Origin of the sequence: Gordonia sp. (in: high G+C Gram-positive bacteria), assembly GCF_047600385.1 — a bacterium.
In the GTDB taxonomy this organism is placed as follows: Bacteria; Actinomycetota; Actinomycetes; order Mycobacteriales; family Mycobacteriaceae; genus Gordonia.
Genome location: NZ_JASGKZ010000001.1, coordinates 351,832 through 364,334 on the forward strand (window position 1 = coordinate 351,832; position 12,503 = coordinate 364,334).

The window sequence follows — 12,503 nt, forward strand, 5'->3', positions numbered from 1 at the left end:
CCCCCTCACTCTGGTCGAGCCCCCTCACGCTGGTCGAGCGAAGTCGAGACCACCGCCCGCGCTCCGAGCACCGAACGATCTCGACTCCGCTCGATCACCGAAGGAAGCCTCGATCACCGAAGGAGGCCTCGATCACCGAGGGAAGACTCGATCACCGAAGGAGGCCTCGATCATCGAGGGAAGACTCAATCATCGAGAGTTCCGCGCCGACAGCCACCGGCGGTACCGGCGCAGCGCGACCTTCTGCCGCAGCGTCTCCAGGGCCAGGGCTATCCGCGGATCGATCCCCGGCCGGGTCGCCCGGCCCCGGCCCAGGCGGCGCAGCTGCCGCCGGATCCGGGCCATGCCCGCCGCCGAGGCGACGGCCTTGTCCTTCAGCGTCACCGGCCGCAGCCGCACCGCGGCGTCGGCGTCCGAGCGCCACCGGTTCGGCAGTTCCGGGTCGACGGCCAGCGCACTGCCCATACCGACCAGCGCGATGCCGCCGGCCAGGACCTCCTCGGCCACCGGGCGCCGGACGACCCCGCCGGTGAGCATCAGCGGCAGCGGACTGGTCGCGGCGAGTTCCTCGGCGAGGGTCAGGAAGTACGCCTCCCGCGCCCGGGTCCGCTCGTCGCCGGCCTGCCCGGTCATCGCCGGCGCCTCGTAGCTGCCGCCGGACAGTTCCACGACGTCGACGCCCAGCGGCGCGAGCATCTCGATCACCGCCGCGGCGTCGTCGGCGCCGAAGCCACCGCGCTGGAAGTCGGCGGAGTTGAGTTTCACGGCGACGGCGAACTCCGGGGCGACGGAGCGTCGTACCGCCCGCACCGTCTCCAGGAGCAGCCGCGCCCGTCCGGCCAGGTCCCCGCCCCACTCGTCGTCGCGCCGGTTGGCCCGCGGCGAGAGGAACTGCGACAGCAGGTACCCGTGCGCGGCGTGGATCTCGACGCCGTCGAATCCGGCCTCCTCGGCGCGTCGGGCCGTGGTGGCGAACCGCTCGACGGTCTCCTCGATCTGGGCGGCGGTCATGGCGACCGGCGTCGCGAAACGTCCGCTGTTGCGGCCCACGTCCACCCCGATCGCCGACGGCGCCCAGGCCACGCCGGGCATGTCGGAACCGACCTGCCTGCCGGGATGGTTGATCTGCATCCAGACGCGCGCTCCCCCGCTCTTGGCGGCGCGCGCCCACTCCCGGAACGGTTCCAGCGGCGCCTGCCGGTCCAGGACCACGCCGGCCGGACCGGTCAGCGCCTGCGCGTGCACCATCACGTTGCCGGTGATCAGCAGTCCGGCCCCGCCGCGACTCCAGCGCTCGTAGAGCCGAAACAGGGCCCGACCGGGCAGTTGTCCCGCGATCGCCATGTTCTCCTCCATCGCCGCTTTGGCGATACGGTTGCCGAGCACCGTGCCGTTGGGCAGGGTGAACGGCTCGAAGACGGGGGAGGCGGTCTGTGCGGCTTGCGCGGATGTCATGGGGAACTCCTCGAGACGAGCATGTTTACGTTGATAACATCAAAGCGTAAGGAAGGAAGTAAACAGTGTCAACTTCTTCGCGGAGCGGCTACCACCACGGCGACCTCCGAGCCTCCGCGCTCACCAGCGCCATGGCGATGCTCGAAGCCGGCGAGCCGTTCTCGCTGCGCGCGGTCGCCCGCGACGTCGGCGTCTCCGCCCCCGCGCTCTATCGCCACTTCGCCGACCGGGACGCCCTGGAGTCGGCGCTCGCCGCGGAGGGCCTGCGCGACCTGCTGACCGACCTCGCCACCGATCGGCAGCCCATGGCCACCGCCGCCGACCTCGCCGACCTCGCCGTCGCCTACGTCGCCTTCGCCCTGCGCCGACCCGCCCTGTTCCGAGTGATGTTCGGCAAACCGTGCGACACCGAGAACGACGAGCGCGTCGCCGCCGCCGACCGGATCCACGGACTCCTCGAGGCCGCCGTCGCCCAGGCCTTCCCCGCCGCCGAGGCGGGCGCGCTGGCCGATGCGGGCTGGGCCTTCGCACACGGGATGGCGAGCCTGTACCTCGACGGCAAGCTCCGCGCCGACTCCGACGAGGCGATCGCCGCCCACGTCCGCTCCGCGTTCTCCGCCATGCTGTCGATTCGGCCGCCCGCACCGGAGCACGCGAGCGAGGATTCACCCCGAACGGGGTGTTGACATCGTTTACATGAATCCCCTACCCTCGGGTATGTAAACGTCGTCAACATCCACTGTCGCCCGACCCGGGAGCCCGCCATGCCCAAACGCGTCCTGCACGTCGTCACCAACGTCGCCCACTACGACGACCCCGCCCACCCCACCGGACTCTGGCTGTCCGAGCTGACCCACGCGTGGCACCGGTTCGCCGCCCTCGGCCTGGAGCAGACGCTGGTCAGCCCGGCCGGCGGCGCGGTGCCGCTGGAACCGCGGTCGCTGAAGTTCCCGAACTACGACAGGTCGGCGAAGTCGTGGCACCGCGACCCCGCCGCGATGGCGCTGCTGGAGGACACCGCGAGCCCCGACGCGATCGACGCCGCCGACTACGACGCGATCTACTTCACCGGCGGGCACGCGGTGATGTACGACTTCCCCGGCAGCGAAGGGCTCCAGCGGATCACCCGCGAACTGTTCGAGAGCGGCAAGATCGTCTCGTCGGTCTGCCACGGCTACTGCGGGCTGCTCGACACCCGCCTGTCCGACGGTCGATACCTGATCGAGGGCCGCGAGATGACCGGGTTCTCCTGGCGTGAGGAACAACTCGCCGGGGTCGCGAAACTGGTCCCCTACGACGCCGAGAGCCGCGCCGTCGAACACGGCGCGAAGTACCGAAAAGCACTACTGCCGTTCACTTCACACGTCGTGGTCGATGGGAACCTCGTCACCGGCCAGAACCCCGGATCGGCCGAGGAGACGGCGAAAAAGGTCGCCGAACTGCTGCGCTGACGGGGGTCTGACACGCGGACCCGGGTGAGCCCATGCGGCATCTCCGACGCAGACCTGGGAAGATGGATGACGACCAGACGTCGTCTAAGGAAAGAGAACAGAACACCAATGTCGTCACTCGCCCCCCTGCTGAACAATCGCGCCGCCCTGTCCGAGGACCTCGCCGAGGTGATCGACCAGCAGGTGAAGGCTCAGTCCGGCATGTCCGGCGCCGCCGTCAAGGCCGCCTACGCCGCCGCCAACAAGTTCAAGCCGGGCATCGTCGTGCACGCGACCGACAAGATGCTGCCGGAGTTCCTCGACGCGCTCTCGCCGCTGTGGGACACCAAGCCGGCCGGCACCTCGTTCGGCGCGCACCTGGCCGCCAACTCCGACGCCGCCAGCGAGGCGCTGCTCACCGTGTCCGACCGCCACGCCGAGTCGGCCCCGTCCGCACTCAACAAGGCCTACAAGAGCCTCCGCGGCAAGGCGAAGAACTACGTGACCGAGGCCCTGCAGCCGGTCGGCGACGCGATCGAGCGCCACGCCTGAGCCCCTTCCCGACCCTTCGGGATCTGCTCCGGAACCGAGCCACCACCGCCCTGGGCGGTGGTGGCTCGGTCGGTTTCCGGCTCGGGTCGCACGGGGCTCGGGTCGTTCGGCCCAGGCCCCGACGACGCCGCCCCGACGACGACGCCGCGGCCATACCGCAGCGACGCGCGGGCGGCTCAGGCCGCGGTGGCGATGAGCAGGATGAGGGTGAGCAGGCCTGCCAGCACGGCCAGCAGCGCCAGCATGCGCAGCACTGCGGCGCGGGCTCGGGTCGGCGCCGTGTCGGCGACGGCGACCTGGGCGGGAGTGATGTTGTGAGAAGTCATGACGGGATCACTTTCGGTGGTGCTCTACGCGCACCTGAGGAGTTGCTATGAGTCAGGTTACGGGGTCGTGTGGGAGATCGCATGATCGCGCCCGACCGACCGGGCCCCTGGACCCGGGACCTCCGTCTCCGGGCCTGCACGACGGCGCGACATCGGCCGCTCCTCCCCGACCGGGCCTAGCGGGGCGGCGACCCGCGCCGACGACGACGCGATCCTCGGATTCCGCCTTCGGATCACCCCGGCGACGACCACCCCCGCGGCCACCCCGATGAGGGTGTCCAGGCCGCGCATCACCAGCATCTCGACCGGGTCCATCGGTGCGCCGAGCTGGGTCATCAGCATGATCAGCGGGGTGAAGAAACCGATCGCGATCGCGTAGTTGCGCGTCATGAACAGCTCCGTCGGAAACAGGAACGCCATGGTCACCGCGGCCATGACGCCCGGAGCGAGATGCATCGGGAGGATCGCCGCCGTGACCGCCAGGCCCGCATAGGTACCGGCGATCCGATGACCGGCGCGCACCAGCACCGACCGCATCTCCCAGCCCTCGGCCCGACCGACGTCGATCGCCGCGAGCGGCACCGCGGCCGCCGCCATCGCCCAGTTCGGATTCGCGAAACCGAACGCCACCGCGCACCCGCCCGCCCCGCCCACCGCGAGTGCGTAGCGTGACGCGTGGATCACCACGGCCCGGTGCGACACCCTCGGCGTCGTGAACTCTCCGGGGAGTCCCCCGCTGCCGACCCGGCCGAGACCGATCGCCAGGAGCGCGGTGACCGCACAGAGCCCGATCCCGGCCTGCGGCGACGCGATCGCCGGGGGGACCAGCGCCGTCGCCCCGAGCCCGAAGATCGGGAAGAACGGTCCCGCGGGCCGCAGCCGCCACCGGTCCGCCCACAGCGAGGCGACCGCCGCGAACACCACCTCCGTCGCCACCAGCACCGCGGGCGACGCTTCCAGATGCGCCAGCGTCACCCCGACGGTCACGCCCGCGACGAGCAGCAGCGCGCCGCGCGCCTGCTGAACGCTGCGGACCCGGCCGCCGTACGCACGCCCGTACATCCCGGCGAACGAGCCGAAGACCGCATAGACCAGCAGTTCCGGACGGCCGACGACGATCAGCGCCGCCCCCGGGATCGCCAGTGCCGCCGAGACGCGGAGGGCGTGCGCGTGGTCGTCGGTCACCGGTGGCTCCGTTCGGGGTCGTCGCGGGTCGTCTCCCGCCATGGTCGCCGGGGCGCTGTTCGGCGTCCAAGACATGTCTTCGACCATCCGATCGGTGCGGCCTATCAGTACTGGTAGACATGTCATCATGCTGTTCCGTCAGCTCGAATACTTCGTCGCCGTCGCCCAGGAACGGCACTTCGCGCGCGCCGCAGCGGCCTGTTACGTGTCGCAGCCCGCGCTGTCCGAAGCGATCCGGAAGCTGGAGCACGAGCTCGGGGTGCCGCTGATCCGGCGCGCGCAGAGCTTCCAGGGACTCACCCCGGAGGGCGAACAGCTGGTGCGGTGGGCGCGGCGTCTGCTGGCCGACCGCGCCTCGATGCGGACCGAGGCCGCCACGCTCCGCGAAGGACTCTCCGGCGAACTGCGCCTCGGCGTCGTCCCCGGAGCGGTCACGACGGTCGCCGCGCTGGCCGACCGGTTCTGCGCCGACCGGCCCGCGGTACGGGTGAGCCTGACCACCGGGCTGCAGTCCGCCGACGTGCTCGACCGCATCCGCCGCTTCGAACTCGACGCGGGCCTGGTCTATCCGCGCGGCCTGGACACCGCAGGACTCGTCGTGACCCCGCTCTACACCGAGGAACTGGTCCTGATCGGGGCCCGCGGCATGGTCGACGGCGAGGGCCCGCCGCCCTGGGACACGCTCGCCGACCTGCCGCTGTGCCTGCTCCGGCCCGGCATGCGCGGACGGGAGCTGATCGACGAGGCCGCCGCCGAACACGGCGTCCGGCTCGATCCGCGGATCGAGGCCGACTCGATCGCCAGCCTGATCGCGCTGGTCGGCACCGGGAACTGGGCGGCGATCGTGCCGAGCACGTGGCTCCCCGCCGTCGTCTCCGCGGAGACCGGATCCGCGAGGGTCGAGTCGACGGTGCTGGGCGCCGCCCGCACGCATGTCGCGCTGGTGCGCGCCGACGTCGAACCCGCACCGGTCCTGACCGCGGCCTTCGAACGGGAGGCGCTGAGCCACGGCGACGGATAGGCCGCCGTCCTCGCCTCGACGCGTCAGCTCTCGTCCAGGATCTCGTCGACCATCGAACCCACCGTCGGGGCGAAGTGTCCCGGCCCGAAACGCGGCTTGCCGTCGACCTTGAGCCGATAGCGTTCCAGTTGCCGTCGTACCGGGTCCTTCATCTCGGCGAACACCAGGTCGATGCCGTGACTGGAGAGGTAGTCGTCGAGTTCGACGAGTTCGTCGATCGCGGTGGAGTCGATGTGGGTGATCGGCTCGCAGGCGAGCACCACGACGTGGATCGTCCGACCCGCCGACCGCGCCTGCTTCACCTGGTCGCGCACCCAGTTGGCGAACATCGCGCCGTTGGCGAAGAACAGCGGGGCGTCGAACCGCAGGATCAGCGTCCCGGGAATCAGTCGCGCGTGCGGGTACGCGGTCACGTCGTGGTAGCCGCGCAGGCCGGGGACGTCGCCCAGCTCCGTCCGGTACGGCCGCGACACCGAGTAGATGAACGCGACGAAGGCCAGGCCGATCGCCACCAGGATGCCCTCGAGCACGCCGAGCACGGCCACGCCGAGGAAGGCGACGATGCTGATCAGCCCCTCCACGCGGTCGGTCCGGAACAACTCGACCACCGAGCTGACGTCCACCAGGGAGAGCGCCGCCGTCATCACCACCGCGGCCAGCGCCGCCGACGGCAGATACGCCGTGACCCCGGGCAGCGCCAGCAACGCCACCAGCAGCACCGCCGCGGCGATCACCGGCGTCAGCTGCGTCCGGGCGCCGGTGGCCGCCGCCACCGCGGTGCGCGTGCTCGACACGGTCACCGGGAAACCGCCGAAGAACCCGGTCGCCACGTTCGCGACCCCCACCGCGCCCATCTCCTGGTTCCCGTCGACCGTGTGACCGGCGCGGGCGGCGAAGGTGCGCGAGAGCACGCTGGTGTCGGCGAACGCGATCAACGCGATGCCGACCGCCGGAACCAGCAACGACGCCCAGTCGGCGAACGCGACCGACGGCAGGGCGGGCGCCGGGAACCCCGCGGGCATGGCGCCCACCGCGGGGACGTCGTCCTTCCAGCCGCTCACCGCGAGGAAGACCATCGCCCCCGTCACCGCGACGAGCACCCCGGGCACCGCCCGGCGCCACCATTTGATCAGCAGGATCACCGCCAGACAGGTGATGCCGATCCCGGCCGCCTTCGGATCGACCCGCCCCTCGGCGATCCCGCGCACGTCCTCGGTCACCACCGTGACGATCGACGCGCCGTCGGCGTGGAAGCCGAGCAGCCCCGGCAGCTGACCGAGGACCACCACCAGCGCGATCCCGTTCAGATAGCCGATGCGGATGGGTTTGGCCAGCAGCGTCGTGACGAAACCCAGCCGGAGCACCGACGCCAGCAGCAGGATCACGCCCACCTCGATCGCCAGCACACCGGCGAGCTCCACGCGCCGGTCGACGTCGGTGATCGCCAGCGGGATGATCGCCGCGGCGATGATCGGCGCCAGCGCCGAGTCGGGGCCCATCACCAGGATGCGCGACGGCCCCACCAGCGCGTAGACGACGATCGGGATGATCGTGGCGTACAGCCCGGTGACCGGCGGCAACCCGGCGACCTCCGCGTAGCCCAGACCCGCCGGGATCATCAGCGCCGCCACCGCGACGCCGGCGACCAGATCGCCGCGCAGCCAGCCGAGGCGGTACATCCGCGCGGTCCGCACCCCCGGCAGCCGGCGCGACACCGCGTGTTCGCGATCTCGTCGCCCGCCGTTCATCAGGCGATTATGCAGCAGCCCGGCCGCGACCGGGGCCCGTCCGGCCGGACCGCGGACCGAATGCCCGCCCGCGAGTCCGCCCTGCCGGTGATCCGGAGCGACCGGACCCGACCGTCCGACGACGGTGTCCGACCCGCCGCTCGACCGCCGAACGTGCGGGACGTCTCCATCGCCGAATGCAGAGATGGAGCGCATCACCGGTAACGTGTGCGATCATGGATTCGTCTGCCGACTCGCGCACCGAAGCTCGGGTGTCCGCGCCGCAGCCCGCTGAGAACGCTGCGAAGACCGAGGCCGCCCCGCCGCAGGCCCGGCCGCCCAAGAAGGACAAGCACCTCTACCAGATCGACCTCATCCGGCTGGTCACGTTCGCCGGCGTCGTGCTGGACCACGTGATCCTGGCGATCACCACCAACGCCGAGATCGTGGCCCAGGGCATCGGTCTGCTGCTGAGGTACACGCGCTACTGCTTCTTCGCGCTCACCGGTTTCGTGCTCACCTACCAGTACCGACATCGCGAACTCGACGCGCCGACCTTCTGGCGGCGCCGCTTCAAGCTGATCGGCCTGCCGTTCCTCACCTGGTCGCTCTTCTACTGGTTCTTCAACCGGTGGCGCCACGGCAGTTGGGGAGCGATCACCGCCGCCTTCTCCGACCTCGCCGCCATCGCCGAATCGTTCAAGAGCATCGCCTACGACCTGCTCACCGGCAACGCCACCTACCACCTGTACTTCCTGTCGGTGAGCATGCAGATCTACCTGGTGTTCCCGTTCGTGCTGTGGCTGCTGCGCCGCACCGTGGGCTACCACCGCTACCTGCTCGCGGCCTCGCTCACGATCCACCTGTGGCTGCTCTACCACCGGGTCCGCCCGCCGCTGGAGCTGTTCGCCGACGGCATCCCCAACTTCGTGTGGCGCAACATCGGCATCACCCTGATGCCGTACCAGTTCTTCATCCTCGCGGGCTGTCTCGCGGCGTTCCACTTCGAGGCGTTCACCGCCTTCATGAAGCGCTGGCGCTGGCCGCTCGGCATCGCCTCGGTGGTCGCCATCGTCGCCACCCTGGTCTACTACGACGTCCTGGTGGGCCGCGGCGAGGAGGTCTTCCGCGCGACCAACGTGTTCATGCCGCACAACATGTTCGCGTTCCTCGGCATCATCGTGCTGCTGTGGATCGGCGGCGTCGCCTGGCAGAACCGCCGCACGCCCAAGTCGATCCCGGACCAGTTGATGGCCAAGGCCTCCGACCGCTCGTTCGGCATCTATCTGGCGCACGTCACCGCGATCTTCGCCGTCACCCCGATGTTCAAGAGCTCGGGCATCGGCATCGGCTGGCAGGTCTTCGTCATGTACCTGCTGGTCTGCGTCCTCACGGTGTTCCTGGTCGAGATCCTGCGCCTGAGCCCGTTCAGCCTGATCACCACGGGACGCAACCGCATCGACTGGCGCACCCAGAATCCGCGCAAACAGTCGGCGGTGGCCGCGGCGGCGATCGTCGTCGGCGTCGGCATCCAGTGGCTGACCGGCCAGGGCGCCGGAGCCTTCCTCGCCGGGTGCGGCCTGATCCTGCTGATCGGCGCCTCCGCGGTGCTGCGCAAGCAGCGCACCGAACCCTACGAGCCCCTCGAATCGAAGGCCTCCGCCTGAGAGTTCGGCCGCACACCGGCCGCCGACGCACCGCCGAGGGCATGTCGCCGTCCGCTCCGCGTCGGCGGCCGGTGTTCGTCGGCACCCAGAGCTCCACCTCCGCCGCCCGAAGATCCACTTTCTGCCGCCCGAAGATCCGCCGACCCCGGCCCGGGGCTGCGGACGAGGTGAGCGCGCCCGGGACGGCCGCCGCCCGACGCCGACGGGTGCCGCCTCAGCCGACGACTACGGGGATCGGCGAGGCCCCTTCCGCCGGCCGGATCCGACCGCGAACGACGTGAACGCCCGGCATCGCAGTCCGCGCCGACGGACGTCCGCGCTCAGCGCAGAGCGCCCACCACGGCGTCGGCGACGGCGGCCTTGCCCTCCGCGTTCGGATGGAACGGCATGCTCTTGCCGTAGCTGATGATCCACGGCTTCGGGGAGCAGGTGGTGTGTGCGGCGCCGAGCGCCTGCGTGTCGACGTACTGCGCGTTCGTCGCCTTGGCGGCACGCGCGGTGGCGGCCGCGAGCTCGGTCGCCACGGTGTGCGTCTCGATCACCTGCCACGGCTCCAGGGGCAGTCCTTCGCACGGCGGCTCCGTCATCGAGACCACCGGAAGATAGTTCACCAGCACCACGCGCGCCTTGGGGGCGCGCGCCCGGATCGCCTCGACGGTCTGCACCAGCGAACTCTCCACCGACGCGTACCGCGTCGGATCGGGGATGGGGGTCGGCCAGTTCGCGGTCTGGCAGTACTTGCCCAGCGGAGGCAGGTAGAGCCCGGCCGCGAGGTTGGCGCACACCGAGGTCACCAGCCGCCCGATGTACGAGAGGTCGTTGCCGCCGATCGTCAGGGTCACCAGCGACGTGTCGGGAGTCACCGACTCGATCTGGGCGACCCGCTTCGGTCGTTTGACGCTCGGGTTGAGGACGTCGGCGATCACCGCGCCCGCGCAGCTGGCGTCCACCAGCTTCATGTCGAGTTCCTGCGCGACCTGCCGCGGGTAGTTGTCCTGGGTCTGGCCGCAGAACCCGACCGGCTTGCCTTCGCCGACTCCGGAGGCGAACGAACTGCCCAGCGCCACGTACTTGGGCTGCTTCACCTGATTGGACTTCTTGACCGGATCGGCCGTCGTCGGCTTCGAGTCCGAACCACCGAGCAGGACGCCCGAGATCACCACCGCCACCACTACCAGGGCAGCGATGACGGCGACCGCCAGGCGGCCGGAAGGGATTGCGCGCATGACGTCCAGTTTCGCATGAACCCCGTGTGAATTCCGTAAGCGCCACGGCGTCGTCGCTCACATCTCGCCGCGGCGGCGACCCGGATCGGGAGCGTCGTCGAACATCGTGCGCGGACCTCTGCGGGGACCGCTCCGGTGCTCCCGGCAGGCCTCGTACGACGACGCTCAGGACGGATGCTCAGGCGTCGGCGGAGGTGTCGTCGTCGGAGGTGTCGTCGGGGGCGTCGCCGCGGATCGCCAGCACCGCCGCGGTGATCGAGGCGACCACCGCGAGACTCAGGCAGAGGAACTCGAGCCACATCCCCCAGGCCGCGGTGAGGAAGACGTTCAGGCCGATCCGGCCGGCCTGCAGGTCGAACGCGGTCTGCGGATCGGAGAGGAAGAAGCACAGCGCCCCGAATCCGGCGACGGCCGCGACGACGGCCGTCCCCGAGACGATGCGGCCGACCCGGCGATTCCGGCCGGCGACGGTCAACAGCAGTCCTCCGCAGACGGCCACGATCGCGCCGAGCACCGCGGTCCAGGCCGCCGGGCTCACCCCGCCGTACGGCAGTCCGTCCGGCAGCGTGCCGGGCCAGCCGCGCAGGTACGCGGGCCCCGACTTCGCGTTCTCGCCGAAGGGCGCGTAGTGCATCCACGGCAGGAAGCTGAAGGCCACCGTCAGCACCCCCGCGACGGCGGCGACCGCGGCGGCGAACCGCCTCTGGTCCTTCGCCGGCGCCTCGGTCGCTGTTCGACGGTCGCTCATGAATCACCCTTCGCTGGTCGAGAATCCTCGCTTGAGCAGGATAGGCCACCGGGCGCCGGAGGCCGGTGTCAGGGCGGTCGGCTCCGGGTCAGCGCCGCCGCAGGTCGCGGGCGATGGCCGGCCAGGTGCGATACAGATCCTGCTCCCAGTACTGCCACGAGTGCGTGCCGTTCGGGCGGGCCGTCAGCCGGGTCCGCACCTTGGCCCGGACCAGCGCATCCCGGACCTGGTGGGTGCACGCGTTCACGGTCGCCTCGATGGCGCCGCCGGTGATGATCTGGTCGGCGAGCACCTCCAGGTCGCCGCCGATGAGGCGGGCGGTGGGGACGTCGAACTCGCCGGGCAGCCCGGTGCCGGTGGTCAAGTACACCTTGGTCCGGCGCAGTTTCGCCGCGTGCAGGTAGGGGTCGTTGGCCTTCCACTCGGGACCGTCGAGCGGCCCCCACATGTTGGTCACGTCGCCCTTGCCCCGGTCCTCGACGACGGTCCGGATGTAGCCCTGCCCCAGTCCGTCGCTGGTCCGGCCGCAACCGCTGTACGACGCCGCGACCCGGTACAGATTCGGGGCGGCGATGGCGAGGTTGAGCACCGACGTGCCCGACATCGAGATGCCCGCGATCGCGTTGACCCGGGTGGTCCGGAGCCGCTTGTCGAGCAGCGGCGGGAGCTCCTCGGTGAGGAACGTCTGCCATTTGTTCCGGCCGAGCACCGGGTCGTCACGCATCCAGTCGGTGTAGTACGAGAACGCACCGCCGATCGGGGTCACCACGTTGACGTGCTTGTCGGCGAAGAACTGCACGTACCCGGTCTTGGCCCGCCAGGTGGCGTCGTCCTCGCCGCCGCCCGCGCCGTTGAGCAGGTACAGCGTCGGCGCCGGACGACGGTCACGCGGCCGCAGCACGGTGAGCGGGATGTTCCGGTCCATCGACGCCGAATAGACGACGATCCAGTGCTCCTGCGGACCGATGACCTGTTCGGAGACGATCCGGGACGCCGCCGTCCGATCGGCCTTCAGCGCGGGTCCGAATCCCGCGCCGACGTACTCGGGCACGGTGAGGACCACGCCCAGGACCGCCGCCACGGCGAGCGCGATCCTGATCCCGATCCGGCCGCGCCTGTCACCAGCCCTCGCACGCATGAAGACTCCCGTCACACAAGTAACAACA

The 12,503-nt window shown here is 70.6% G+C and carries 12 protein-coding genes; 5 read left to right on the forward strand and 7 right to left on the reverse strand.

The genetic code is table 11. From position 1 onward, the window contains the following. Positions 1-189 precede the first annotated feature (189 nt). Positions 190-1,455, reverse strand: coding sequence for an NADH:flavin oxidoreductase/NADH oxidase family protein (locus QM809_RS01555; RefSeq protein WP_415044088.1), 1,266 nt, complete (start codon positions 1,453-1,455; stop codon positions 190-192). A gap of 65 nt (positions 1,456-1,520) precedes the next feature. Here QM809_RS01555 and QM809_RS01560 point away from each other — a divergent pair, with 65 nt between their 5' ends. From QM809_RS01560 to QM809_RS01570, 3 genes are all read left to right on the forward strand, one after another. Beyond that, the gene (locus QM809_RS01560) at positions 1,521-2,141 is read left to right on the forward strand and encodes a TetR/AcrR family transcriptional regulator (protein WP_415044089.1); all 621 of its coding nucleotides are present in this window, start codon (positions 1,521-1,523) and stop codon (positions 2,139-2,141) included. A 78-nt stretch (positions 2,142-2,219) separates the two neighbouring features. Further along, a complete protein-coding gene (locus QM809_RS01565) occupies positions 2,220-2,906 on the forward strand; it encodes a type 1 glutamine amidotransferase domain-containing protein (protein WP_415044090.1) in 687 nt (228 codons plus the stop codon). 108 nt (positions 2,907-3,014) lie between these two features. Further along, positions 3,015-3,437 carry a DUF6918 family protein gene (locus QM809_RS01570; protein ID WP_415044091.1) on the forward strand — a complete coding sequence of 141 codons (423 nt, stop codon included), beginning with the start codon at positions 3,015-3,017 and terminating at the stop codon, positions 3,435-3,437. Positions 3,438-3,613: 176 nt separating this feature from the next. Here QM809_RS01570 and QM809_RS01575 read toward each other — a convergent pair whose 3' ends face one another. After that, a complete protein-coding gene (locus tag QM809_RS01575) occupies positions 3,614-3,763 on the reverse strand; it encodes a hypothetical protein (RefSeq protein WP_415044092.1) in 150 nt (49 codons plus the stop codon). 57 nt (positions 3,764-3,820) lie between these two features. Continuing rightward, entirely contained in the window at positions 3,821-4,948 is a 1,128-nt protein-coding gene (locus QM809_RS01580) for an FUSC family protein (protein WP_415044094.1), read from the reverse strand. Between the two features lie 127 nt (positions 4,949-5,075). Between QM809_RS01580 and QM809_RS01585 the strand changes: the two genes are divergently transcribed. Further along, on the forward strand, positions 5,076-5,969 hold the full coding sequence (locus QM809_RS01585) for a LysR substrate-binding domain-containing protein (RefSeq protein WP_415044095.1): 894 nt from the start codon (positions 5,076-5,078) through the stop codon (positions 5,967-5,969). Positions 5,970-5,992: 23 nt separating this feature from the next. Here QM809_RS01585 and QM809_RS01590 read toward each other — a convergent pair whose 3' ends face one another. Next, positions 5,993-7,717, reverse strand: coding sequence for a SulP family inorganic anion transporter (locus QM809_RS01590; RefSeq protein ID WP_415044096.1), 1,725 nt, complete (start codon positions 7,715-7,717; stop codon positions 5,993-5,995). A gap of 215 nt (positions 7,718-7,932) precedes the next feature. On the opposite strand from QM809_RS01590, the gene QM809_RS01595 reads away from it, so the two are divergent. Next, positions 7,933-9,363, forward strand: coding sequence for an acyltransferase (locus QM809_RS01595; protein ID WP_415044097.1), 1,431 nt, complete (start codon positions 7,933-7,935; stop codon positions 9,361-9,363). Between the two features lie 320 nt (positions 9,364-9,683). Here the strand turns inward: QM809_RS01595 and QM809_RS01600 are convergent, their stop codons facing one another. The 3 genes from QM809_RS01600 to QM809_RS01610 form a co-directional block, all read right to left on the reverse strand. Beyond that, entirely contained in the window at positions 9,684-10,589 is a 906-nt protein-coding gene (locus QM809_RS01600) for an SGNH/GDSL hydrolase family protein (protein ID WP_415044098.1), read from the reverse strand. A gap of 178 nt (positions 10,590-10,767) precedes the next feature. Continuing rightward, positions 10,768-11,337, reverse strand: a complete 570-nt coding sequence (locus QM809_RS01605) for a hypothetical protein (protein ID WP_415044099.1) — start codon at positions 11,335-11,337, stop codon at positions 10,768-10,770. Between the two features lie 88 nt (positions 11,338-11,425). After that, a complete protein-coding gene (locus QM809_RS01610; protein WP_415044100.1) occupies positions 11,426-12,475 on the reverse strand; it encodes an alpha/beta hydrolase in 1,050 nt (349 codons plus the stop codon). Between the last annotated feature and the right edge of the window lie 28 nt (positions 12,476-12,503).